The organism is Nocardia sp. NPDC050378 (assembly GCF_040655675.1).
GTDB classification, from domain to species: domain Bacteria; phylum Actinomycetota; class Actinomycetes; order Mycobacteriales; family Mycobacteriaceae; genus Nocardia; species Nocardia coubleae.
The window spans coordinates 99528-123454 of record NZ_JBFAKI010000013.1 but is presented as its reverse complement, the minus strand read 5'-3'; the positions used below and the strand labels follow the sequence as shown (position 1 = coordinate 123454).

Genomic DNA, 23927 nt, shown 5'->3' with positions numbered 1-23927 from the left:
CGATGCGGAACTGGTCGCCAACGGCCGGTCGACAGCTCCGCTCAGCGTTTTCGCTCTGGCCCTGTCCGCCCCGACCCTCATCGACCCGCCGCACCGGCGGCCTGCACAACCTGATCACGCCGGCCGGTGCCGACCGCGTCTCCCACACGGGTCATGTCGTGACCAGATCGCGCAGGCGGGCCAGTCGGGCCGGGCCGATACCGTTCACCTCACCGAGTTGCGCCACATCGGTGAACGGACCGTTGGTCGTCCGCCACGTGACGATCGCCTTCGCGGTGACCGGTCCGACACCCGGCAGCGCATCGAGTTCGGCCTCGGTCGCCGTATTGAGGTCGACTCGCGAATTGCCGCCGGCCGCACCGGAACCGGGACCCGCGCTCGCCCCCGCGGAGCTCGAACCCGGTGGCCCACCGGCGGCACTGATCATCGCGCTACCCTGCACAGGTCGACCCGCCTGGGGCCCGGCGGCACCGACAACCACCTGGTCACCATCGGTGAGCCGCTGGGCGAGGTTCAGCCCAGCGAGATCGGCACCCTCGCGGGCACCGCCTGCCATCTCGATCGCGTCGGCGACACGTGCCCCGCCGGGCAGACGATGCAATCCGGCGCGCTGCACCAAACCCACCACGCTGACGACAAGTTCCCCACCCCCACCCCCGGCTCCGGCTCCGGCTCCGGCATCATCGGTCGCGGCACCGCTCGTCGCCGCCACCACAGCGGCCTGTTCAGCGCGTGGCGTGATGTGTTCGGCGCGCAGTGCCGGTACCGGTGGCACCGCCTGCGATACCGGGCGATCGCGCATCACCATCACCCCGGTAAGCACCACCGCGACCAGGCCGATGATTCCGAGCACCAGCGCACCGCGCCGTCCCGGATCAATTCGAGCCTGACGAAAACGTTCCGGCACCAATCTGTTCCGGCCACGCCGGCCTTCCTCGTCCAGCCAGCCGGGCGTCCCCACCTCGCCCGGCGCCCCGTCCGCGGGAGTCAGCTCGTCGTCGTCCCAGTGGCCGGTACGCGGCGGATCGGCGGCGCCGCCCCACCGGTAGCCGAGGGGCTCGTCGTCCGCCTCCCACCGAGCCGTCGCATGCGGTCGTGGTTTGTCTTGCACCGCGAGCCCGCCCAACCGCTGCCGAACTCGCTCGTGCTCTTCGTGTCGTGGCATGGCGGCGACGCTAGCCCTCGGCTCTCCTCGAAACCCGCTGCCCACCTGCGCTTTCAGCGGGGCTGTGGATAACTCGCACCCTGTGGACAACTCTCGGTCAGCGGCGCTTTCCCACCGACCACCGGCGGTGCTCACCGAATACCGTGCGCTCATGGCCGATTCCCACTACGCAGGTACCTATGCACCTGGCACAACGCTTCCGCGACTTCGCGGTGCGGGAAGTCCACACCAACTCCCCGCTGTACTACCGCCGTGCCCTCGACATCGCCGAGGATCCGGCGGTCCTGGCCCTGCTGGCACGGCTGCCGGTCGAAAAACAGCAACCCAACCTCGTGCTCGCCGCCGCGACGGTGAACGGCGTGACCGCGGTGCCCTACAGCGAATTCCGCACGCAGCTGATCGAACGGTGGGACGAGATCGCGGCAACGGCGCTGTCCCACCGCACACAGACCAACGAGGTCGGTCGTGCGGCGACATTGCTTCCGGTGCTGGCCGGGCTGCCGGGCCCACTCGCACTCATCGAGGTCGGCGCCTCCGCGGGTTTGTGTCTCTACCCGGACCGTTTCAGCTACCGATACGGCACAACAGTGCTGAATCCACCGGACGGCGAGTCACCGGTGGTATTGCCCTGCACCGTGACCGGAGCGGTCCCCGTGCCGACAGCCGTGCCGGAGGTCGTCTATCGCGCAGGCGTCGATCTGAACCCCCTCGACGTCACCGACCCGCACAGCCGCGAATGGTTGGAGGCACTCGTCTGGCCCGGCCAGGAGGAACGGAAGACGCGACTGCGCGCGGCCTGCGAGATCGTCGCGGCCGACCCACCGATCCTCGTCACCGGCGATCTGAACGAACGGATCGCCGAACTCGTGCGCGCCGCGCCGCCCGACAGCACCGTGGTGGTGTTCCACAGCGCCGTCCTCACTTACCTCCCGCCGGAAGCCAGGGAGCAGTTCCGCACGACAGTGCGATCACTGCCCTGCCACTGGATTTCCCAGGAAGGCACAGGCGTGCTGCCCTGGCTGTCCGGCCGGCTCCCGCCACGGGCGTCCGAGGAGGCGCGCATGGTGGTCGCACTGGACGAGGTCGCGTCGGCCTTCGCCGACCCGCACGGCCGGTCGCTGGACTGGTTCGGTCCGGCGTAGCGACGGGATCAGAGCCGGCGCATCACCGAGACCACTTTGCCGAGGATGACGGCGTCGTCGCCGTCGATCGTCGAATAGGCGGGGTTGCACGGTTCCAGGTGGATGTGGCCGTTGCGGCGGCGGTACACCTTCACGGTGGCCTCCTCGCCGATCATGGCCGCCACGATGTCGCCGGAGTTCGCCTCACGCTGGCTGCGGACGACGACGAGATCGCCATCGCAGATGGCGGCATCGATCATGGAGTCGCCGCGCACCCGGAGGCCGAAGACCTCACCGCGTCCGACCAGCTCACGTGGCAATGTCAAGACGTCGTCGGCGTGCTGTTCGGCGGTGATCGGTGTGCCTGCCGCGATGTCACCGACGACCGGCACGCTGACGGCCGAGTCGGAGCCCGCGCCGGGTGCGCCACGCAGGAACAGGCGCACGTCGATGGGCCGGGTCATCGCCGCGCCGCGACGCAGAAAACCGTCCTCCTCCAACGCCTTCAGATGTTTGGAGACCGTCGAGGTGGATCGCAGCCCCACCGCGTCGGCGATCTCGCGCGCACTCGGCGGATAACCGTGCGCGAGCACCGAATCCCGGATCACCGCGAGGATGTGTTGCCTGCGCGGCGGCATGTTCGAGGTATCGGGAAAGTCGAACTCGTCGAATGCGGTCACGCTGGCATCGTAGAGCCCGGCCACCGCACCCTTTCAGGCCAGGTTCTTGGCGAAGCAGTTCGACAGCGGCAGCTCGTGATACGGCGCGAACAGCGGGATGCGGTGGTATCCGCTGCGTTCGTAGAACCGCACCGCATCGGGTTGAAGGTGCCCGGTCTGCAGGATGAGCCGCGGTTGCCCCGCCTCCCGCGCTGCTGCTTCGGCGGCCGCGAGCAGAGCCGTCGCTGTGCCCGTGCCACGAAAAGCCGGCCGGACGAACATCCGCTTGAGCTCCAGATCCCCGGCGTTCCAGCGCACCGCGGCATGGCCCGCGGGCGTCCGGCCCGCGTAGGCCACGAAGGTCTTGTGGACGGTGCTCGGGTCGACGAGTGTCGGCGGCGGCCCGACGAATTCGATATACGCGTAGCGCGGGGCGACCTCCGCCGACATCTCCGCGCGCAGCACGTGCGCGTCCGGATGCTCCCAGTCGACGGTCAGCACTTCGACGGCAGGTGGGGTCGGTCGCGTGGTGGAGGCGGTCATGTTCTCCACCGTAAGCAGGGGACCGATCCGGGCGCGCCGGTTGTGGTCACCGAGATTCTCGGCCTAGGCGCATCCGCCGGGCAGTACCGCGACGCCGAGGGCGCCCACACCGAGGTGGACACCGAGCGTGGGGCCGAATTCCGCGATGTGGAGTTCGGTGAGGGTGGGATTCTGTTCGCGCAGTTGGGTAGCCAGGGACTCGGCGGCCTCGGCGGCACCCAGGTGCTGGATACCGAGGGCTACGCCGTCGGGGCCCGCGGCGGACGTCGCGGCGGCGACGAGCTTGGTCACGGCGCGCGACCGGGTACGCACTTTCTCCCGCAGCTCCAGTTTGCCCTCGACCAACTGCAGCAGCGGTTTGGTGACGAGCTCGCTACCGAAGAAGGCAGCCGCGCTGCTGAGCCTGCCGCCCTTGCGCAACTGTTCGGTGCGGTTCACCAGAATGAAGGTGCGGGCACGGGTGGCGGCGGCCACCGCACACTCGTAGACCGCGTCGAGGGTGTCACCGGCGCGGGCGCGGCGGGCGGCGCCGAGTACGGGCAATCCTGTGGCCAAGCCCGCGCCGAGCGAATCCACCAGGCGCACACGGCCCTCGGCGCCCATCTCGCTCACCGCCTGTCGCCCGGCCTCCCAGGTCGCCGACAACATCCGCGACAGATGCACGGCGACCACTCCGTCGCCGCCGCTGTGCTCCATGGCGCGTTCGTAGGCCTCGCGCAACTCGCCCGGCGAGGCCGCCGACGTGGTGACCGAGTCGGCGCTGTAGTCGATCTCGACCGGCTCGACGCCCTCGCGCAACTGCCGGTCTCCGACCAGCACGTGCAGAGGCACCACTTCGATACCGAGCTCGTCGACGAGGTCGGCGGACAACCCCGCCGCCGAATCGGTGACCACCACAACGGCCACGGACTACCGGACCTCCTGCAGCGCCTTGGTCATGGCCGTGGCGACAGCCTGATGCCCGGCCCAGCCCCAGTGGATACCGTCGGGGTTGGCCGATCCCGATTCGATGTCGTCGCGCACGGCTTCGCCGAGGTCGACCAGCGGCACCGAGGTACGCGCCGACCACGCCCGCAACGCCTTCACCGCACGCGGCCGACCACGGTGCACACGGCCGTACGCATCGCAGCGATGCACCGACGGCAATACCGCGACCACCGGCAGCTCCGGACGCAACTGGGTCAGCGCCTCACGCGACTGCTCCAGATAGTCCACGCTCACCCTCGGTGGAAGAGCAACGGGGCGACCGAGTTTCGACAGCTTCGGCTGCAGCCAGTTGTAGGTGGCCCGCACCCCGCGACGCAGCCGAGGCGGACGGATGTAGCGGATCGTCTCCCGCAGGGCGGTGGGCAGCGGCGACGGCAGGGTGTCCATGCCGCCGACGGCGAATACGACAGCCCCCGCGCGCGGCACGGCGGCCCACACCCGGGGATCACCGATCAGTGCCCAGTAGGCGTCACGGCAGGTCCACCCGATCCGGGCGACCAGCTCGACATCCCAATCCAGTTCGGCCGCCACCAGATTCGGCCAAATCCTCGGATCATCGGCCGGCAATCCACCCTTGGGGCCGAAGTAGGCGAGCGAATCGGCGATCACCAACAGCACCGGCCGAGGCGACGCCTGCTCCACCGCCTCGGTCGAGGCCTCCTGCCGAACGGCGGGCGTCTCGACATCGACGGTGCTGATCGACTGAGTCTGCGGGGCAGCAGGTTCCGCGAGGACACTCGGCGCCACGCTCACACCATCGGTCGGTTGAGCCGGGGAAGGCGCCGGCAAAGACTTCACAGTGCGCTCCCCTTCGCCCGCGTCCGCCTGCGGCTGAGCCGTTTCTGTCTGCGCGGGACGGGATTCCGCCTCGGTAGCAACCGATTCATCAGTCCGCTGCAGAGTCGGGTCGACCTGATCCGCAGCCTGCGTGTCGACCGGACCAGTCTTGGTGTTCGAGTCGTTCCGCGCGTGCGACACGGAGTCGGTGTCCGTGGCCGAAGACACCGGAGTGCCGGTATCAGCCTGGGCTGCAGAGGAATCCGAGCCGTCTGTCAATGCGTCGGCGCCGTCGGCCGGACCGGCGCCGACCTTTCCGACGTCGTCGACGACATTCGCCGCTACGGAACCCTCGTCGTCGGACGACTCCGCACCGGAATCCTGTGCACCCGAACCGGACTCGCCCTCGGACGACGAATCGGCCTCGGGTTCGGCGGCCGGAGAAGGCGGCGGCCCGAACAGCGCGTCGGGCAGCGACCGCGTACTGCGCGCGGTGACCTGCTTGAAGAGTTCGTCGGGTACCGAACGGATCGGCTCCTCACGCTCGGGGCGTGCGGGCCGCGCCGGTGGCGGGCCGAACAGCGCGTCCGGCAATTGCCGTCCGGGCTTGGCCGTCACCTGCTGGAACAATTCGTCCGGTACCGATCGGACGGGCTCTTCAGAGGACATCGGGAGCTACCTTCGCCGCTGCGTTCCAAACATCGAGGCGCCAGCCGGGTCGGTCGATATCCGGGCCGTGACTGGACAGCTGCACCCAGCTCGTATTGGCCAGCCCACCGAGGGCAGGCCAGTTCTCCGGTGGCAGATCCAGCAACGCGGCCGTCAGGGCAGCGATCAGCCCGCCGTGCGCAACCAGGATGATAGTCCGACCGGGCCAATCCTGCCGCTCGTTGTACAGTTCGCGCACCACGGGCAGCGACCGGGCACCGACCTCGAGTTTGCTCTCGCCACCGGGCGGACGGTACGTGGCATCGAGCCGCCACTGCACCCGGGCGCCGGGATAGTCGGCGTCCACCTCGAGGTGGGTCAGGCCTTCCCAGTCACCCAGGTTGGTCTCGCGCAAGCGGGTGTCGGTGATCACCGGCAGATCGCTGAGGTCGCCCAGAGCCTGCGCGGTTTCCTTGGCACGACGCAGATCGGAGGCGTGGACGGCGATGGCATTACGTGAAACGAGCTCGCGGGCAGCCTCTTTGGCCTGCTGACGACCGAGCTCGGTGAGATCGGTGTCGATCTGGCCCTGCATCCGGTCGGCGGCGTTCCATTCGGTCTGCCCGTGCCGCAGCAGGATCAGCGTGCGCACATGGGCGTACTTGCTCACTCGCTGTCTGCCTCTGCCTGCGCGTCGTCGTCGGCGGCCGGGGCCTTGGGTGCGGCGATACCATCGACGGGAACCGTCGGGCAGTCACGCCACAGGCGTTCGAGGGCATAGAAGTTGCGCTCGTCGTTGTGCTGGATGTGCACGACCACGTCGACGTAGTCGAGCAGCGCCCAGCGTCCCTCGCGGGTGCCCTCGCGACGAACCGGCTTGTGCCCGGCCTCGCGCAGCTTCTCCTCGACGTTGTCGACGATCGCGTTGACCTGACGCTCGTTGGGCGCCGACGCGATCACGAAGCAGTCGGTGATCACCAGCTGTTCGGAGACGTCGAGGACAACGACATCGGTGGCGAGCTTGTCGTCGGCCGCGAGTGCGGCGACTCTGGCCATCTCGACCGCTTCGGCGGTGGCGCTCATGCCTTACCTTCCGTTCCTGCGGGCACATAGAGGTGCCGCTTCGATATGTACTGCACCACGCCATCGGGGACGAGGTACCAGACCGGCCGACCCTGGGCGGCGCGGCGCCGGCATTCGCTCGACGAGATGGCCAGCGCGGGGATCTCGATCATCGTGACGGCATCGGCGGGCAGGTCCCGCAGATGTTCCTCGAGATGGTCGGTGTTCAGCTCGTACCCCGGACGGCTCACCCCGACGAACTTCGCCAGTTCGAACAGTTCGGCCCAATCCTGCCATGTCAGGATGTTGGCCAGCGCGTCCGCACCGGTGATGAAGTACAGCTCGGCGTCGGGATGGGCGCTCTGCATCTCGCGCAGGGTGTCGACGGTGTAGGTGACCTTGTTGCGTTCGATGTCGGCCCGGCTCACCGAGAACCTCGGATTGGACGCGGTGGCGATCACCGTCATCAGGTAGCGGTCCTCGGCGGGACTGACCTGTTTGCCCGCCTTCTGCCAGGGCTGACCGGTCGGGACGAAGATCACCTCGTCCAGGTCGAACAGGTGCGCGACCTCGCTGGCGGCGACGAGGTGACCGTGGTGAACGGGATCGAACGTGCCACCCATCACGCCGAGCTTGCGGCGCGGCCGGGCTGTCTCGTGCATGAGGTCCGAGCTTAATAGGAGCGCCACCATTCGTACGGATCGGAGGGCTCCGGGAATCGGGGCCGCTCGGCTCGCCGTGGTCGCGGGCCCGCTTCGGCCGGTCGGTGCTCGACCGTGCCCGAGGCCTGGGCGCACATCTGGGCGAACTGACTGCGGGTGCGACGCAGCTCCTCGACATGATGGGCGGCCGGGTCGACGGCGACGAGGCGGTTCAGCTCGGTGAGCAGCACGTCCAGGGTCACCCACCACGGGCCGCGCAGCGTCCCGCCGGGGCCGCGCAGTTGCAGCCAGGCCGCCGCGCGCAGGCAGCGCGCGCGGGGCACGATCTTGTCCTGTTCACCCCAGAGCCCGGCCGCGCGCAGGTAGCCGCCGAGCGCCTCCGATTCCTGCCCGCAACATTCCCTTGCCACCGCCGCCGACCACAGCAGATCGGCGTGCCGGTGCCGCTCGGTGGGTGACGCGGCGATCAGGCGCGCGGCCTCGGTGAACTGCCAGGCGGCCTGACGGTAGCGGCCGAGGTGGTTGAGCGATTCGGCGAAGACCGCACGAACCTGCGCGAGCTCGCCGGGTGGGTAGCCGACAGCCCCGCCGAGCAGCGCGTGGTCGAACGCCCGCGCCGCCTCGGTATGCGCTCCCGCCCGGTGCCACGAGCGGCCCGAGACGATCCACAGATGTGCCGAGTCGGCCGCCGAGATCGGCGCCCAATCGGCGGCGGCCGCGGCAGCCGCGCGGGCGACATCGCGAGCGCGACCGGGTTGGGCGGCGATCGCGGTGACCAGCCGTGACCGCAGCTCCGCCCGCTCCCGTGCCCCGAGCTCCGCCGCGCCGACGACGAGTGCGCGCCGCAACTGCTGCTCGGCCGCGTCCGGCGCATCGATCAGTCGGGCCGCCGCGATCCGCGCGAGCTTTCGCGCGGCGCGGGCGAGCGAACCGGGCTCGAGAAGGCGGGCTGCCTCGGCGGCAGCGGAACCGGAGGCACCTGGCTGACCGGCGGGTGCACCGACCCGCAGCTCCGCGTCGTCGGCGGCCCCCTCGTCGATCGACTCGCCGACTCGCGCGGCGTGTTCGGGCGGCCCGGCGAGTGCGGCTGGGGCGGCGAATTCGGCTCGAGCGTCAGGTTTCTCGGCGGCGAACCGGTCGCTCACCGGGCGAACCACATCCGCACGACACAGACGCGGGCGACGAAGCCGATCTTCCGGTCCGATCCCCGATGTTCAGTTCGCCCGTCGTCGCGCGACGCCCCTGCCAGCATGGCGGTGATCTTGGTGGTTCGCCCCTACAAGTGGCTTAACGTCCGCTCAACGTTTCAGCGCTGCGGCCGTTTGGACTTCGGGAGTTTGGCGACGATCGCGTCGTAGGACGCGTCGATGAGCTCACGTAGTTCGTCGTCGGGAACGGCGCCGCCGACGCGAATGCTGTTCCAGCCGTAGCGGCCGATGTAGGCCGAGGCGGTGACATCGTCGGGGTAGATGGTGACCAGTTCGTCGGCCTCGGCGCGGTCTCGCCCGCATTTGAGACCGATCGATGTGCCCGCGCCGAGAAACGCGAACACCTTGTCGCCCACCTTGGCCACGGTGTCGCCCTCCCACGGTTCGTCTTCCCACGCACCGGGTTTGGCCAGGCAGTACGCCAATACATCCATCTCGCGGCTCCTCAGACGGGCAGCAGTTTCGACACGACGTCGGTGAGCTGGCGGGCCGACCGGCATTCGTGCATCTCGATCACCGCACCGTAGTCGGGTGCGGCCGAATCGCCGGTGCCCCAGAGGTTGTGCGGCTCGGGGTTGAGCCAGTGCGCGTGTTTGGCGGTTTCGACCAGACCGCGCAGCGTATCGACCCGCGGGTTGCGGTAATTGGTCCGGCCGTCGCCGAGGACGAGCAGCGAGGTGCGGCTGGTGACGGCGTCACCGAAGTTGTCGGCGAAGCTGGTGAAGGCCTGGCCGTAGTCGGAGTGGCCGTCGGAGTCGATGACGGTGGACTCGGTGAAGATTCTGGTGAGCACGTCGTCGAGACCGGTTTGCGGGCCGAAGTAGTCGGTGACCTCGTCGGTGCGGTCGACGAACGCGAAGATCCGCACCCGGGAGAACTGTTCGCGCAGGGCGCTCACCAGCAGCAGGGTGAAACCGCTGAAGCCGGCCACCGAGCCGGAGATGTCGCACAGCAGAACCAGATCAGGGCGCCCGGGGCGCGGTTTGCGCTGCACCAGATCGATCGGCACGCCACCGGTGGACATCGATGCCCGAAGGGTTTTGCGCAGGTCGATCTCGCCGCGACGGGAACGCTTGCGCCGCACCGCCAAACGCGAGGCGAGAATGCGCGCCAGCCGGTGGGTTCCCCGGCGCAGATCGGCCAGTTCGCGTTCGGAGGCGCGCAGGAAATCGGCGTCCTCCGCTTGCCGGGCCACCCCGTAGGTGGCGACCCGTTCCCGCCCGATCTGCTCGGCGACGCGGCGGTTCGTCTCCTCCTCCACGGTGGCGCGGAACCCGGCGATACGCATCCGCAGCAGGCGCTGCGCGATCTCGGCGTCGCGTTCGCTCGCGTCGGGTGGGAGGGCGAGACCGCCCAGCGCCCGCGCCAGCAAGGTCTGGGGCGCAAGGTCTTTGAGCGCCTGGTAGGCGGAGAACGACGGCCCACGCGCCGATTGGTACCGCCCGAGCTGCTCCACCACCTGGGCGGCGAGCAACTCGAGCTGGTTGCCGCTGTCGGGCGTGGCGAGCAATTCGGCGAGCTGTTCGCGCAGGGTGGGCAGATCGACGCGCCCGTCGGGTGTGCGCGGCAGTTCGGGCGCCTCGGCAGTGCGCTGCCCGACGGCGACCGGGAACCACAGGTCGAAGAGGCTGTCGAAGGTGGCGCGGTGGGTGGGCCTGCGCAGCAGAGCACAGGCCAGACCCTCCCGCACCGCTTCCCGATCGAGCAGGTCGAGCACGGTGAGTACCTGGCCCGCGTCGACGGTTTCCGACGGACCGACCGGCACGCCACGCGAGCGCAACGCCGCGACGAAACCCGCGACGTGACCACTGATGCCGTGGGGCGCGGGCGCGGTCATACCTCAGGCCAGTTTCAGCTCGGACAGTGCGCGCTGGTGGTCACTGCGGTGCTTGAGCACCACGCCGAGCGTGGCCCGCACGGTGGCGTCGTCGAGATCCTGGGAACCCAGTGCGAGCAGGGTGTTGCCCCAGTCGATCGTCTCGGCGACCGACGGCAGCTTCTTGAGCTGCATGCCGCGCAGCACATGCACGATGCGCACCAGCTGCTCGGACACCACCGCCGACAGCTCGGGTACCCGGCTGGCCAGGATGCGGCGCTCGAGATCCTCGTCGGGGAAGTCCAGGTGCAGGTACAGGCAGCGACGCTTGAGGGCCTCGGACAGTTCGCGGGTGGCGTTGGAGGTGAGCACCACGAACGGCTTACGGGTGGCGGTGATCGTGCCGAGCTCCGGAACGGTGACCGCGAAATCGCTGAGGACCTCGAGCAGCAGACCCTCGATCTCGACGTCGGCCTTGTCGGTCTCGTCGATCAGCAGCACCGTGGGATCGGTGCGCCGGATCGCGGTGAGCAGCGGACGGGAGAGCAGGAACTCCTCGGTGAAGACGTCGGCTTTGGTTTCGGCCCAATCGTTTTCGCTCGACGCCTGGATCCGCAGGATCTGCTTGGCGTGGTTCCACTCGTAGAGGGCGCGAGCCTCGTCGACACCCTCGTAGCACTGCAAACGCACCAGTTCGGCGTCGGCGACCTGGGCGACCGCGCGCGAGAGTTCGGTCTTGCCGACGCCTGCCGGGCCCTCGATGAGCAACGGTTTGCCCAGCCGGTCGGCGAGGAACACCGAAGTGGCCGTGGCCTTGTCGGCCAGGTAGCCGGTGGTGGCCAGCCGGGCGATGACGTCGTCGACCGAGGTGAAGATCGGTTCCTGTACCAGGGTCACGGTCACACCGGCCGAGTCTGGCCGTCGCCCCACACGATCCACTTGGTGGAGGTGAGTTCGGGCAGGGCCATCGGGCCGCGGGCGTGCAGCTTCTGGGTGGAGATGCCGATCTCGGCACCGAAGCCGAACTGCTCGCCGTCGGTGAACGCGGTGGAGGCGTTGACCATCACGGCGGCCGCGTCGACGCGGGCGGTGAACTCACGCGCGGCGGCCAGGTCGGCGGTGACGATGGCCTCGGTGTGGCCGGTGCCCCAGGTGTTGATGTGCTCGACCGCGGCGTCGAGGCCGTCGACGACCTTCACGGCGATATCCATGGTGAGGTACTCCTCGCCCCAGTCGGCATCGGTGGCGGGCACCTGACCGGGCAGGTCACCGTGAATGGTGACGCCCGCGTCCTCGAGTGCCTTGCTCAGCCGCGGCAGCGCGGTCTCGGCGACGGCGGCATCGACCAGGAGCGTCTCGGCGGCGTTGCACACGCTGGGACGGCGAGTCTTGGCATTGAGCACGATCGCCTCGGCCATGTCGAGATCGGCGGCGCTGTGCACGTAGACGTGGCAGTTGCCGGTGCCGGTCTCGATGGTCGGCACCTGCGCGTCGCGGACGACCGCGTTGATCAGGCCCGCACCGCCGCGCGGGATGACCACATCGACCAGGCCGCGCGCCTGGATCAGGTGGGTGACGCTTGACCGGTCGTTGCTCGGCAGCAGCTGCACCGAGTCGGCCGGAATGCCCTGGGCGGTGAGCGCTTCGCGCAGGATCTCCACGAGCGCGGCATTGGAGTTCGCCGCCGAGGACGAGCCGCGCAGCAGCGCCGCGTTGCCCGACTTCAGTGCCAGGCCGAAGGCGTCGACGGTGACATTGGGCCGTGCCTCGTACACCATGCCGACCACGCCGAGCGGCACCCTGGTCTGCCGGATCTCGAGCCCGTTGGGCAGGGTGCTGCCGCGCACGACCACACCGACCGGATCGGGCAGGCCGGCGACCTGACGCAGGCCCGAGGCGATCCCGTCGATGCGGGCCTTGGTGAGCCGCAGCCGGTCGAGCAGGTTCTCCTGGGTGCCCGCCGCGCGGGCGGTCTCGATATCGGCGTCGTTGGCCGCGAGCACGCGGTCGGCCGCGGCGAGCAGCGCATCGGCCGCGGCGTGCAGTGCGTCGTTCTTCTGCGCCGTGGTGAGCTGAGCGAGCGCACGGGACGCGACGCGAGCCCTGCGGGCGGCGTCGTGCACCGCTGCGCGGATGTCGAGCTCGGGGGTCACTTCTACCGTCATGGGTATCAGCGTACGCATTGTGCCTGTCCCGCTCGACGCCACCCGGGACCCGGAATGTGGCTCCGACCGGCAGCGGGACCGAGTTGTCCACAGGGTCTTGCCCGGTTGCCGCGCGCTGCACACGCCACTGATACCGAGTCGCGACGGACCGCGTCGCCTCGGCGAGCACGCAAAGGCTTGGTTCACACACCGACAGCCCGAAACCCGCATCGGCAACGCCGTCACCGCTAAATTCGACGCATGGACCGCTCCGCTGTGCCGACCGTCGTGGTGTTGGGCAGCGTCAACATGGATTTGGTCACCACCACGGCGCACCGGCCGGCTCCGGGCGAGACGGTGCTCGGGTCCGGATTCGCCACGATTCCGGGCGGCAAGGGCGCCAACCAGGCGATCGCGGCGGCCCGCACCGGTGCGCGCGTGCGTTTCCTCGGCGCGGTCGGCGACGACGCCTTCGGCGCCACCCTGCGCGCGACCCTCGACGACGCGGGCATCGACACCACCCTGCTGCGCACGGTCCCCGGCCCGAGCGGGGTAGCGACGATCGTGGTCGACGGTGCGGGCGAGAACAGCATCATCGTCGTGGCCGGTGCGAACGGCCGGATGACCGACCTGACCGAAGCGGAGCTCGCGGCGATCGGGGCCGCCGACATCCTGCTGTGCCAGCTCGAGATCCCCCTCGAAACTGTCACAGCGGCCGCACACCACGCCGCCTCCGCAGGAACACTCGTCGCCCTGAACCCCTCCCCCGTCCAGCCGCTGCCCGCGCGACTGTGGGCCGATGTCGACCTGGCGATCGTGAATTCGCTGGAGTACGAACAGTTCTCGTCGACCCTGGGGCCGGTCGCGCACGTGGTGCGAACCCTTGGCCCCGACGGTGCGGTCTACCGTGGCGGCGACACGGAACTGATCGCCGGTGGGCGCCGTGTCGACGTGGTCGACACGACGGGCGCGGGCGATGCCTTCACCGGCGCCCTCGTAGCAACCTGGTCACAGGGCGCGGCCGCCGCCCTGAACTGGGCGAACACGGCCGGTGCGCTGGCGACTACCCGCCTCGGCGCCAGCGCGTCCATCCCCGGCCGGGAACAGATCGCGGCCGCGCTCGCCGAGAATCGCTGATCCGCGGTGGCGAGGAAGGCACCGACCGCGCCGCCGCACTAGGAGCGAATGGGACACCGGCAACGTTCCACCCACCCGCGACCGCGTGGTAAATGGGGTGCGCCGCCCACGACACGGCCCCTACCGTTGGTATTACACCAAGGAAAGGACCGACCATGTTTCCCGTCGAGCTGCGCGGTACCCGAGCGCAGACGCTCATGTGGGCAGACGAGCACCAGATCGAGCAGGCCGCACTGAAGCAGCTCCGCAATATCGCGGAACTGCCCTGGGTGCACGGGCTGCGCGTGATGCCGGATGTGCACCTGGGCAAAGGCGCGACGGTCGGTTCGGTCATCGCCATGCGCGACGCGGTGGCGCCCGCCGCCGTCGGCGTCGACATCGGGTGCGGTATGGAGAGCGTGAAGACGGACCTGACGGCGGCGGATCTGCCCGACGACTTGCGCTCGCTCCGTTCGCGGATCGAGCAGGCGGTGCCGGTGGGTTTCAGCGCGCACAAGGAGGCGGTGAACGTCACCGCGCTGCATGCCGGGTCGCACGGGCAGTCCGCGCGTACCAAGGGATGGGACCGGTTCTGGCGTGAATTCGGCGAGCTGCACCCTGGTGTTTCCGCGTTGGAGTCCAAGGCGCACAAGCAGATCGGATCGCTCGGCGGCGGCAACCACTTCATCGAGATCTGCCTCGACCAGGACGACGCCGTGTGGATCCTGCTGCACTCCGGCTCGCGCAATATCGGCAAGGAGCTGGCGGAGCGGCACATGGCGATCGCGCGGACGCTGTCGCACAACCAGTCGCTGCCCGATCGCGATCTGGCCGTTTTCCTTTCCGGCACACCGGAGATGGACGCCTATCGCCGGGACCTCACCTGGGCCCAGGAGTACGCGGCGCGCAATCGCGCGGTGATGCTGTCGCTGGTGTGCCGGGCGGTGCGGGACGAATTCGGCGAGCGGCCGGTGCGTTTCGAGGAGCCGATCAGCTGCCATCACAACTATGTGGCCGAAGAGATCATCGACGATGTGCCGATGCTGGTGACCCGCAAGGGCGCGGTGCGGGCGGGTGCCGGTGAGCTGGCGCTGATTCCGGGGTCGATGGGCACACGGTCCTATGTGGTGCGCGGCAAGGGCAATCCGCTGTCGTTCCAGTCGGCCTCGCACGGCGCCGGACGACGGATGAGCCGCAACGCGGCCAAGCGGCAGTACACCGTCGCGGACCTGATCGCCCAGACCGAGGGCGTCGAGTCGCGTAAGGACGCGGGCGTGGTCGACGAGATCCCGGCCGCGTACAAGGACATCGACGAGGTGATCGCGGCCCAGACCGATCTGGTCGATGTGGTCGCGACCTTGCGTCAGGTCCTGTGCGTGAAGGGGTGACTCGGCGGGAGCTCTGTATCGCCGATCAAACCTGTCGGTGGGGTGGGGCAGCATAGAGCCCATGACCACAGCGGCAGGTAACGACGTGCTCGACCTGATGGCTCCCGACCTGCGCGAACGCGCCGAGGAGCTGCTCCGCGACCTCGCCGGGCCGCAAGCCCGGCTCCGCGAGGACCAGTGGACGGCGATCGAGGCGCTCGTCGTGCGGCGCAGCCGGGCACTGGTCGTCCAGCGCACCGGCTGGGGTAAGTCCGCGGTGTATTTCATCGCGGCCAAACTGCTGCGCTGGGCGGGTCGGGGGCCGACGGTGATCGTGTCGCCGTTGCTCGCCCTCATGCGTAACCAGGTGGCCGCCGCCGAACGGGCGGGGGTGGTCGCGGCCACCATCAACTCGGGCAATGTCACCGAGTGGGACGAGATCCATCAGCGGGTCGCCGACGGTGCGGTCGATGTGCTGCTGGTGAGTCCGGAACGCTTGAACAATCCCGACTTCCGCGACCAGGTGCTGCCGAGACTCGCGGCCGATGCGGGGCTGGTCGTGATCGATGAGGCGCACTGTGTGTCGGATTGGGGTCACGATTTCCGTCCCGATTACCGCCGCATCCGCACCCTCATCGCCGACCTCGGCACCGACGTGCCGGTGCTGGCCACCACGGCGACCGCCAACGACCGGGTCGTCACCGATGTGGCCGGGCAGATCGGCACCGACACGCTCGTGTTGCGCGGCACCCTGGATCGCGAGTCGCTGCACTTGTCGGTGGTCCGGTTCGACGACGCGGTGCAGCGCACGGCGTGGCTCGGCGCCCACCTCGATCGGATGCCCGGTTCCGGCATCATCTACTGCCTCACCGTCGCCGCGGCGAACGACCTGGCCGACGTGCTCGCCACCCACGGCCACACCGTCGCCGCCTACACCGGCCAAACGGACCCGGCCGAACGCGAAGCGCTCGAAGCGGCCCTGCTGAACAACGAGGTCAAAGCCCTGATCGCGACCTCGGCACTCGGGATGGGCTTCGACAAGCCCGACCTCGGTTTCGTGGTGCACGTCGGCGCGCCGTCCTCGCCGATCGCCTACTACCAGCAGGTCGGCCGCGCGGGACGCGGCACCGACCGCGCCGAAGTGGTGCTGCTGCCCGGCCCGGAGGACGCGCGCATCTGGAGTTACTTCGCCTCCGTTGCCTTCCCCCGCGAACACATCGTGCGCTCGGTGCTCGCGGCCCTCGACACGGATCGTGCGATGTCGACGGCGGCGCTCGAACCGCTCGTCGAGCTGAACCGTTCGCGGCTCGAGATGGTGCTGAAGGTGCTCGACGTCGACGGCGCGGTTCGCCGCGTGCGCGGCGGCTGGCTGTCCACCGGCCAGCACTGGACCTACGACACCGAACGCTACGAACGTCTCGCCGCCGCCCGCGACGCCGAGCAACAGGCGATGATCGACTACCAGTCGACCACGACCTGCCGCATGACGTTCCTGCGCCGCCAGCTCGACGACCCGGGTCTCGACGGCCTGGCCACCGCCGAGCTCGACTGCGGCCGCTGCGACAACTGCACCGGCACCCGTCCCGACACCAGCGTCGACGACGCCGCGATCGCCGCCACCCGGGCCCGGCTCGACCGCCCCGGCCTCGACCTCGCCCCCCGCAAACAGTGGCCGACCGGCATGGCGAAACTCGGAATCCCGTTGTCGGGCAAGATCACCGGCGGCGCCGAGACCGGACGGGTGCTCGGCCGGCTCACCGATCTGGGCTGGGGCCAGCGCCTGCGCGCCCTGCTCGACGGACCGGACGCCCCGGTACCCGACGCGGTGTTCGACGCCTGCATCGCCGTACTGCGCGACTGGGACTGGGCGGCTCGCCCCACCTCGGTCCTCGCCCTGGAATCGCCGCGCTACCCCCAGCTCACCACCAGTCTCGCGCAGCGGCTCGCCCAGATCGGCCGACTCACCGACCTGGGCACCTTGCACGCGCGCCCCGACCGCCCTCCGGTCTCGGCGGCGAACTCGGCCCACCGCGTGGCGGGATTGTTCGACTACTGGGAGGTACCCGACCTGTCGCAGGTGGACGGACCGATCCTGCTGGTCGACACCCTCACCGACACCGGCTGGACCATGACCGTCGCCGCCCACGCCCTCCGGACGAGCGGCGCGGACGCTGTGCTCCCGTTCGCGCTGGCCACGCCGACCTGATCCGCTCCCGCCCAGCGCGTCCGATCCCGTACTCTCAGCACGTACGCGCAGGTCGAACGGCCGACGATGGAGTCGTGATGACATCGAAGAAGCTGCCCCCGATTCCCGTGGTCCACGCGTTCGACCGGGTGCGTGACGCGCTGGCCAGACTCCACCGGCGGCTCGTCCCCGGCCACATCGCGCTGCTGGAACTGCAGTTCGCGGGGTTCCTCTCCCAGGCCATCAGCACCGCCGCCGAGCTCGGCATCGCCGACCAGCTCGCCGACGGCCCGCGCACTTCCGCGCAACTGGCGAGCGCGCTCGAGGTGGACGAGGACGGACTGCGCAGGCTCCTGCGGCTGCTCGTGAGCTACGAGGTATTCGCCCAGCGCCGCGACGGCAGCTACGCCCTGACCCGCATCGGTGAGGCGTTGCGCGGCGACGCGGCGGTGACCATGCGCGAGGTGGCCCGGTTCTTCGGCTCGCCCTACCACCGCAACCACTGGACCCACCTCGGCGATGCCGTTCGCACCGGCGAGGCGGTCGGGCAGGCGCTGGAGGGCGCGAGCTTCTTCGAATACGCCGCGCGCAATCGTGCGGTGGGCGACCTGTTCGACCGCGCGATGACCAGCATCGGCACGCTGTCGATCGAACCGCTGCTCGCCGCCTACGACTTCGGCCGGTTCGACACAGTCGTCGATGTCGGCGGCGGGCGTGGCAGTCTGCTCGTCGAGATTCTGCGCCGGCACCCGTCGTCCACCGGGGTGGTGTTCGATCTGCCGGGCGTGGTCGAGGATCTGAGCACCGATCTCGCCGCAGCCGGACTCGGCCGACGCTGCACGGTGGAAGCGGGCTCGTTCTTCGAGGCCGTGCCCGCGGGCGCCGACGCCTATCTGCTCAAGAACATCGTCCACGACTGGTCCGACGAGCACGCCGAACGCATCCTGCGTACCGTCCGCGCCGCCATGGGCCCGACCGCGACGCTGCTGGTGATCGAGCTGGTGCTGCCCGAGCATCATCGGCCGCACCCGGGCAAATTCGTGGATCTGGAGATGCTCGTCAATACCGAGGGCGGCCACGAACGCACCGAAGCCCAGTTCCGTGCCCTGCTCGACCGCAGCGGTTTCACCTTGAAGCGCACGGTGGAGACCGTGGCGCCGGTCTGTGTACTCGAGGCCGTCGCGCGCTGATCGGGCCCGACACGCCGTCGCCGATTGTGTATACCGCCGGTGAGCAGTGTTTCAATGCGGCTATGACCAGGACCACATTTGCTCGAACCCTGATGGCCGTCGCCACGGGCTGTGCGGCCGGCTTCACCCTTTTCACCGCCCCTGCCCAGGCGACGAACGAGAACCCGCTCGACTGCTCCGGTGTGCCGGGCGCCCAGGCCGCCGCCGACCGCGAAAGCGCACGGCGCGGCATCGCCATCACCCCGCTGTGCTTCAGCGGCGGTCTCTACAGCGGCATCCACGCGGGCATCCCGCTGGCGGTGCTCAACCCGTTGACGATGCCCGGCACCAACACCGTGTGCGTCGCCGAACGCGAAACCGTCGAGGCGGCGGCCAAGTTCGAATGGACCGAGCAGGTACATGTGATGCCGATGTGCATCCAGCACCGGGCTTTCGGGGTGTACGAGCTGTAGTCGCGCGCCACGCGGGTCCGCTACCCGGCCACGGGGCGGGCCCGCTCGTCTATCGTTGCGCGTGTGGCCAAGTCTGCGGCTCCGGCGGTCGAACTGCCGGTGGGTGAGCACACGGTACGGGTCAGCAATCCCGACCGGGTGTACTTCCCCGAGCTCGGCGTGACCAAGCTCGACCTGGTGAACTACTACCTCAGCGTCGGGGACGGCATCGTCGACGCGCTGCGTGACCGGCCGTGCATGCTGCACCGGTTCCCCAAGGGCCTGGCCGGTGACAAGGTCCATCAGAAGCGGTTGCCCGCCGGTGCGCCCGACTGGATTCCGACCGTGCGGGTGTACTTCCCGCGCTACGGCAGGCACGCCGACGAACTCTGTGTCGAGAAGCTCGCCGACGTCGCGTGGGCGGTGCAGATGTCCACCGTGGAGTTCCACCCCTGGAATTCCCGCTCGACCGACACCGAGTCACCCGACGAGTGGCGCATCGATCTGGATCCCATGCCCGATTGCCCGTGGTCACGGGTGCAGCGCGTCGCCGGGGTGGTGCGCGAGGTCCTCGACGAGTTCGGTGCCGTCGGCTGGCCGAAGACCTCCGGCGGTCACGGCCTGCACGTCTACGTGCGGATCGCGCCCGAGCACGGATTCCAGCAGGTTCGCCGAGCGGCGCTGGCCTTCGCCCAGGAAGTCGAGCGACGCGCGCCCGGCGATGTGACGACCGCGTGGTGGCGGCGCGATCGCGACCCGAGCGCCCTGTTCGTCGACTACAACCAGAACGCGCGTGACCACACCATCGCCGCCGCCTATTCGGTGCGTGGTGTCCCCGAGGCAACCGTGTCGACACCGGTGCGCTGGGACGAGATCGACTCCATCCATCCTCGTGATTTCACGATCCGGACCGTGCCCGCCCGCTACGCCGAGCTCGGTGACATCCAGGCCGACATGGACGACGCCGTCTTCGACATCACCCCACTGCTGGAACTCGCCGACCGCCACGGCGTGGACGAACCGGTCGATCTCGACGAATCGTGAGGTCCTGGCTCGACGCGGTCCCGGCGGTCCGGGAGAATCGGAACTCTGCCCGCCCCGGCACCAACCAGGAGGACTTTGTGCAGGAATCCGCGATCACCGTCGCGATCGGTCCGGACCCGAACGCTCCGCGACTGCTCGAGAAGGCGGTTGTGGGCGCGGGTGCCCGGGTCGGTCCGCTCACCGACGCCGACGCTCTGATCTGGACCGGGACGCCCGCTGACTTCCCGGCCGCATTGCCTGCGTCGGTGCGCTGGGTGCAGTTGCCCGCCGCGGGTATCGAGGACTTCTTCGATGCGGGCGTGTTCGCCGCCCACCCTGGCCCGACGTTCACCTCCGCGGCGGGCGCCTTCGCGCACAGCGTCGCCGAGCACGCGCTGATGCTGTTGCTGGCGGGCGTGCGGTATCTGCCCGAGCAGTTGCGCGCGACCTCGTGGCGGCAGCGCGAGTTCTTCCCGCACGTGGGGTCGTTGCGCGGCAAGACCGTGACGATCGTCGGCGCGGGCGGTATCGGCCGCGCGCTGATCCCGATGCTCGCCCCGCTCGGTGCGCACGTGATCGCGGTGAACCGGTCGGGCAACCGCGTCGCCGGACCCGGAATCGGCGCCGACGTGGAGACGGTGCCCGCCGACCAGCTCGGACGGGTCTGGTCCCACACCGACCACGTGGTCGTCGCGGCCCCGGCGACCGCGCAGACTCGTCATCTGATCGGGGCCGACGAGCTGGCCAGGCTCAAGCCGTCGTCGTGGGTGGTGAATGTGGCGCGCGGCAGCCTGATCGACACCGACGCGCTGGTCGACGCACTGCGGCGCGGCATCATCGGCGGTGCCGGACTCGATGTCACCGACCCGGAACCGCTGCCCGACGGGCATCCGCTGTGGGACCTGCCGAACGCGATCATCACTCCGCACGATTCCAATCCGCCGCAACTGCGCCTGGCCGCTTTCGCCGATCATGTCGGCGCCAACGTCGCCCGGTTCGTGGCGGGCGAACCCTTGCGGGCGATCGTGGATCCGCGGCGCGGTTACTGATCGATGCGGCCGCTGCCGACCCAGGACGCGATGCGGCTGCGGCTGGTGAAGCCGAGTTTGGTGAGAATGTGCTGCACATGGTTCTGCGCGGTGCGTTCGGACAGGACGAGCGCGGCAGCGATCTCCCGGTTCGTGAGGCCACGTGCCACGAGGCGGGCGACCTCGCGTTCGCGCGGAGTCAGTGTCGTGCCACTGTTTTCGTGCACCGCGACCATCCGCAACCGCTCGATCCACGGCGTCATCCCGACCGATTCGGCCACCGGCAACACACCCTCGGCCACAGCGACGGCTTCGGCGGTGGCGCCCCGGGCGAGCAGGAGTTCGGCCAGTTCGCAGTCGGCCTCGACGGCGAATCCGGGGGCGCCGATCGTGCGGGCGGTCCGCGCCGCCGCGCGCAGGTCCTTTTCGGCGGTATCCGGATCGTCCAGTGCGGCAGCGAATTTTCCGAGCCACATCGTGACGGGTCCGAGATAGTGCGCATTGCCACCGCCGCCGGTGACGTGGCCGTTGCGGTAGCGGGTCAGCCGCTCACGGAAGTAGGCCACGTCGTCGACGATGCCGAGACCGGCCGCGACCGCACCACCGACGGCGAGCACATCGAGCGCGAAATACGGTGGGAACACCCAGGTTCCGGGACGGCCGAGGCCACGGTAAAGGGACTCGGCCGCCGCGGTCATGCCGCTGTCCACCATCGGGAACGCGGTGCCGAGCGCGGCGAACAGCAGATTGCGCACCTCGCCACGCACCGGAGCCTGCGGCAATGTCAGTGCCTCCGGCGGATGGCCGCGGTGGTGCCCGACCACGATCAGCAGTGATCGGTAGGCGCCGAACGCGGCGGGATGGCCGAGCGCGGTGGCCAGCTCGTGCGCTCGCCGGGCTCGGTCGAGCGCGTCGTCGAACTCGGCGCGCGCCTGCGCCAGTGCGGCTTCCGCGACCAGCCGGTGCCACCGCGCCATCGGACCGCCGGTGTGCTCGGTACACCAGGACAGGCACGACAGCTCCCTGGTGATCGCGCCCAGATCACCCTGTTCCCACAGCGCATCGATGCGCCACAACCTGCCCCACATCTCCATGGCCGGGTCGCGCGCGTGCTCGCCCGCGGCGATCATTCTGGTGGCGAGTTCGCGATGTTCCTCGCGATGGTCGGGTCCGCTGCAGGCGAGCTGACGGGCCCGCAACGCGGCGGCGAGGACCGCCGGGTCGTCACTGCGCTCGGCCACCGCGAGCGCGACCCGGCTCGACGCGTCGACACCCTGTGAGCGGCCCAGATAGATCGCGGTTTCGGTGGACCGGGCCAGCAACCGGGCGCGCAGCGAAAGGGGCAAATCGGCGGCGGCGAGCGCTTCGGCGCACGCGTCGGCGATATCGCGGTCCCAGCCGCGCTCCCCGATCGGCTCGAGCACCAAGGCCGCCTCGGCCTGCAGGACCGGCTCCCCTGCCTTGCGGGCCAGTGCCTCGGCGGCGACGCAATCGGCACGGGCGGCGACGAGGCGACCCGCGCGGACCTGTGCGGCGGCCCGCTCCAGCAGCAACCTGCCACGCTCGAGCGGCGCCAGCTCGGCCGCATGGGTCATCGCCAGCCCGTAGAAGCGCACGGCGTCCTCGAAAGCCAGCTCCCGCAACGCCACCTGTGCGGCGCGGCGCGCCCAGCGCACGGCGGGTTCGTGTGCTCCGGTCACCGCCGCGTTCGCCCAGTGCCAGGCCAATGCGGCCGAATTCGCCTCCACCGCATCGGGATACAACGCCTCGATGGCCAGGGCCGCCCGCTGATGCAGCACCACGCGCTGGTGCAGCGACAGATCGTCGAGCAGGGCCGCCCGCACCAGCGCGTGCGCGAACCGCACAGTGCCCGGATCGTCGTCGGTCGCCAGCAAACCCGCGTCGACCGCTTCGTCCACCGCGGCCAGACAGTCGGCCGCCGAGCGCTCGACCAGCCGCGCGGCGACGGCGATCGAGAACCGCTCACCCAGAATCGAGGCCGCCCGCAACAGCTCGACGGCCCGGGCCGACCGCGGCACCATCCGCGCGCGCACCACCTCGCGCAGACTGGTCGGCAGGCGCAGCGCGTCGTCGGTGGCACCACGCATCGACCGGCCGAGTTCACGAAGGTAGAAGGGGTTTCCACCGGTCATGTCGAACGCACGGTCCGCGAGTTCGGCTGGCAAGGCGCGGCCGGCCTCGAGCTGCAGGCAGCGCGCCGAGTCCGCAGGCGAGAGGCCGCGCACAGGCAGCGAGGCGGTGACCGGTTCACGCAGCAGTTCGGGCTTGATCGCGGTCCAGCCGCCGTCCTCGGCACCGGTGCGCTCGGTGGCGCACACCATGACCCGGCGATCCCGCAGCCCGCGCACGACATAGAGCAGGGCCTGCAGCGACGGCTCGTCGGCCCAGTGGATGTCGTCGATCACCAGCAACGTGCCGGTTGCCGCGCTGTCGTCCAAGCTCGCCGCGAACGCCTCGAACAGCGCGACCCGGTCGCCGTCGGGCGCGGCGATCCCCGGACCGAGCGCCTGGCGCCACAACCAGAACGGCGGCGGATCGGGCAGCTCGAGCGCTCGCGCCCAGAGCGTGCGTACCCCGCGTTCACGTGCGCGCGCCGCCAGCTCGGCGACCAACCTGGTCTTGCCGACTCCGGCCTCGCCGGTACAGATCACCTGCTGTGGAACCGCGTGGACCGCATCGTCGAGCCGGGCCAGCAGGTCCGCCAGCTCCCACTCGCGCCCGATCAGCTCGGCGATCACACCTCACCTCCGAGTAGACGAGCCTACTCGCAGGTG

The 23927-nt window shown here is 69.8% G+C and carries 22 protein-coding genes; 8 read left to right on the top strand and 14 right to left on the bottom strand.

Features of this window, described 5'->3' with window-relative positions:
* Nucleotides 1-151: 151 nt before the first annotated feature.
* Nucleotides 152-1165 carry a ComEA family DNA-binding protein gene (locus tag AB0I35_RS24985; RefSeq protein WP_357398699.1) on the bottom strand — a complete coding sequence of 338 codons (1014 nt, stop codon included), beginning with the start codon at nt 1163-1165 and terminating at the stop codon, nt 152-154.
* Between the two features lie 179 nt (nt 1166-1344).
* Here AB0I35_RS24985 and AB0I35_RS24980 point away from each other — a divergent pair, with 179 nt between their 5' ends.
* Nucleotides 1345-2307, top strand: a complete 963-nt coding sequence (locus tag AB0I35_RS24980) for a DUF2332 domain-containing protein (protein ID WP_357398698.1) — start codon at nt 1345-1347, stop codon at nt 2305-2307.
* A gap of 8 nt (nt 2308-2315) precedes the next feature.
* On the opposite strand, the gene lexA is transcribed toward AB0I35_RS24980, so the two are convergent.
* The 12 genes from lexA to AB0I35_RS24920 form a co-directional block, all read right to left on the bottom strand.
* The gene (gene lexA, locus AB0I35_RS24975) at nt 2316-2966 is read right to left on the bottom strand and encodes a transcriptional repressor LexA (protein WP_357398696.1); all 651 of its coding nucleotides are present in this window, start codon (nt 2964-2966) and stop codon (nt 2316-2318) included.
* A 33-nt stretch (nt 2967-2999) separates the two neighbouring features.
* The gene (locus tag AB0I35_RS24970) at nt 3000-3488 is read right to left on the bottom strand and encodes a GNAT family N-acetyltransferase (protein ID WP_357398694.1); all 489 of its coding nucleotides are present in this window, start codon (nt 3486-3488) and stop codon (nt 3000-3002) included.
* 63 nt (nt 3489-3551) lie between these two features.
* On the bottom strand, nt 3552-4394 hold the full coding sequence (locus AB0I35_RS24965) for a DegV family protein (RefSeq protein ID WP_357398693.1): 843 nt from the start codon (nt 4392-4394) through the stop codon (nt 3552-3554).
* Nucleotides 4395-4397: 3 nt separating this feature from the next.
* Nucleotides 4398-5921: a diglucosylglycerate octanoyltransferase gene (gene octT / locus AB0I35_RS24960; protein ID WP_357398691.1), complete on the bottom strand. Its 1524-nt coding sequence runs from the start codon at nt 5919-5921 to the stop codon at nt 4398-4400.
* Nucleotides 5911-6570 (bottom strand): histidine phosphatase family protein, encoded by a 660-nt coding sequence (locus AB0I35_RS24955; protein WP_357398690.1) that lies wholly within the window; start codon nt 6568-6570, stop codon nt 5911-5913. Before AB0I35_RS24955 ends, octT begins: the two co-directional genes overlap by 11 nt.
* Nucleotides 6567-6983: a ribosome silencing factor gene (gene rsfS / locus AB0I35_RS24950; protein ID WP_067486264.1), complete on the bottom strand. Its 417-nt coding sequence runs from the start codon at nt 6981-6983 to the stop codon at nt 6567-6569. The genes AB0I35_RS24955 and rsfS overlap by 4 nt, the downstream gene beginning before the upstream one ends.
* Nucleotides 6980-7624: a nicotinate-nucleotide adenylyltransferase gene (gene nadD, locus AB0I35_RS24945; protein ID WP_067486262.1), complete on the bottom strand. Its 645-nt coding sequence runs from the start codon at nt 7622-7624 to the stop codon at nt 6980-6982. Before nadD ends, rsfS begins: the two co-directional genes overlap by 4 nt.
* 11 nt (nt 7625-7635) lie before the next feature.
* Entirely contained in the window at nt 7636-8769 is a 1134-nt protein-coding gene (locus AB0I35_RS24940) for a hypothetical protein (protein WP_357398689.1), read from the bottom strand.
* 161 nt (nt 8770-8930) lie between these two features.
* Nucleotides 8931-9266, bottom strand: a complete 336-nt coding sequence (locus tag AB0I35_RS24935; RefSeq protein ID WP_067642348.1) for an MmcQ/YjbR family DNA-binding protein — start codon at nt 9264-9266, stop codon at nt 8931-8933.
* A gap of 11 nt (nt 9267-9277) precedes the next feature.
* Nucleotides 9278-10669 (bottom strand): VWA domain-containing protein, encoded by a 1392-nt coding sequence (locus AB0I35_RS24930; RefSeq protein WP_357398687.1) that lies wholly within the window; start codon nt 10667-10669, stop codon nt 9278-9280.
* 3 nt (nt 10670-10672) lie between these two features.
* The gene (locus AB0I35_RS24925) at nt 10673-11551 is read right to left on the bottom strand and encodes a MoxR family ATPase (RefSeq protein ID WP_157105062.1); all 879 of its coding nucleotides are present in this window, start codon (nt 11549-11551) and stop codon (nt 10673-10675) included.
* The gene (locus tag AB0I35_RS24920) at nt 11548-12813 is read right to left on the bottom strand and encodes a glutamate-5-semialdehyde dehydrogenase (protein ID WP_357398686.1); all 1266 of its coding nucleotides are present in this window, start codon (nt 12811-12813) and stop codon (nt 11548-11550) included. The genes AB0I35_RS24925 and AB0I35_RS24920 overlap by 4 nt, the downstream gene beginning before the upstream one ends.
* A gap of 240 nt (nt 12814-13053) precedes the next feature.
* On the opposite strand from AB0I35_RS24920, the gene AB0I35_RS24915 reads away from it, so the two are divergent.
* The 7 genes from AB0I35_RS24915 (at nt 13054) to AB0I35_RS24885 (ending at nt 21153) form a co-directional block, all read left to right on the top strand.
* Nucleotides 13054-13929 carry a ribokinase gene (locus AB0I35_RS24915; protein WP_357398685.1) on the top strand — a complete coding sequence of 292 codons (876 nt, stop codon included), beginning with the start codon at nt 13054-13056 and terminating at the stop codon, nt 13927-13929.
* A 155-nt stretch (nt 13930-14084) separates the two neighbouring features.
* A complete protein-coding gene (locus AB0I35_RS24910; protein WP_357398684.1) occupies nt 14085-15296 on the top strand; it encodes an RtcB family protein in 1212 nt (403 codons plus the stop codon).
* A gap of 61 nt (nt 15297-15357) precedes the next feature.
* Nucleotides 15358-17481 carry an ATP-dependent DNA helicase RecQ gene (locus AB0I35_RS24905; RefSeq protein ID WP_357398683.1) on the top strand — a complete coding sequence of 708 codons (2124 nt, stop codon included), beginning with the start codon at nt 15358-15360 and terminating at the stop codon, nt 17479-17481.
* A gap of 77 nt (nt 17482-17558) precedes the next feature.
* On the top strand, nt 17559-18650 hold the full coding sequence (locus tag AB0I35_RS24900) for a methyltransferase (protein ID WP_357398682.1): 1092 nt from the start codon (nt 17559-17561) through the stop codon (nt 18648-18650).
* 62 nt (nt 18651-18712) lie between these two features.
* Nucleotides 18713-19102, top strand: a complete 390-nt coding sequence (locus AB0I35_RS24895) for a hypothetical protein (protein WP_225281022.1) — start codon at nt 18713-18715, stop codon at nt 19100-19102.
* 63 nt (nt 19103-19165) lie between these two features.
* Nucleotides 19166-20125, top strand: a complete 960-nt coding sequence (gene ligD / locus AB0I35_RS24890) for a non-homologous end-joining DNA ligase (RefSeq protein ID WP_357398680.1) — start codon at nt 19166-19168, stop codon at nt 20123-20125.
* 77 nt (nt 20126-20202) lie between these two features.
* Nucleotides 20203-21153 (top strand): D-isomer specific 2-hydroxyacid dehydrogenase family protein, encoded by a 951-nt coding sequence (locus tag AB0I35_RS24885; RefSeq protein ID WP_357398679.1) that lies wholly within the window; start codon nt 20203-20205, stop codon nt 21151-21153.
* Here the strand turns inward: AB0I35_RS24885 and AB0I35_RS24880 are convergent.
* Nucleotides 21147-23891 carry an AAA family ATPase gene (locus tag AB0I35_RS24880; protein ID WP_357398678.1) on the bottom strand — a complete coding sequence of 915 codons (2745 nt, stop codon included), beginning with the start codon at nt 23889-23891 and terminating at the stop codon, nt 21147-21149. The genes AB0I35_RS24885 and AB0I35_RS24880 overlap by 7 nt on opposite strands.
* Nucleotides 23892-23927: the final 36 nt, after the last annotated feature.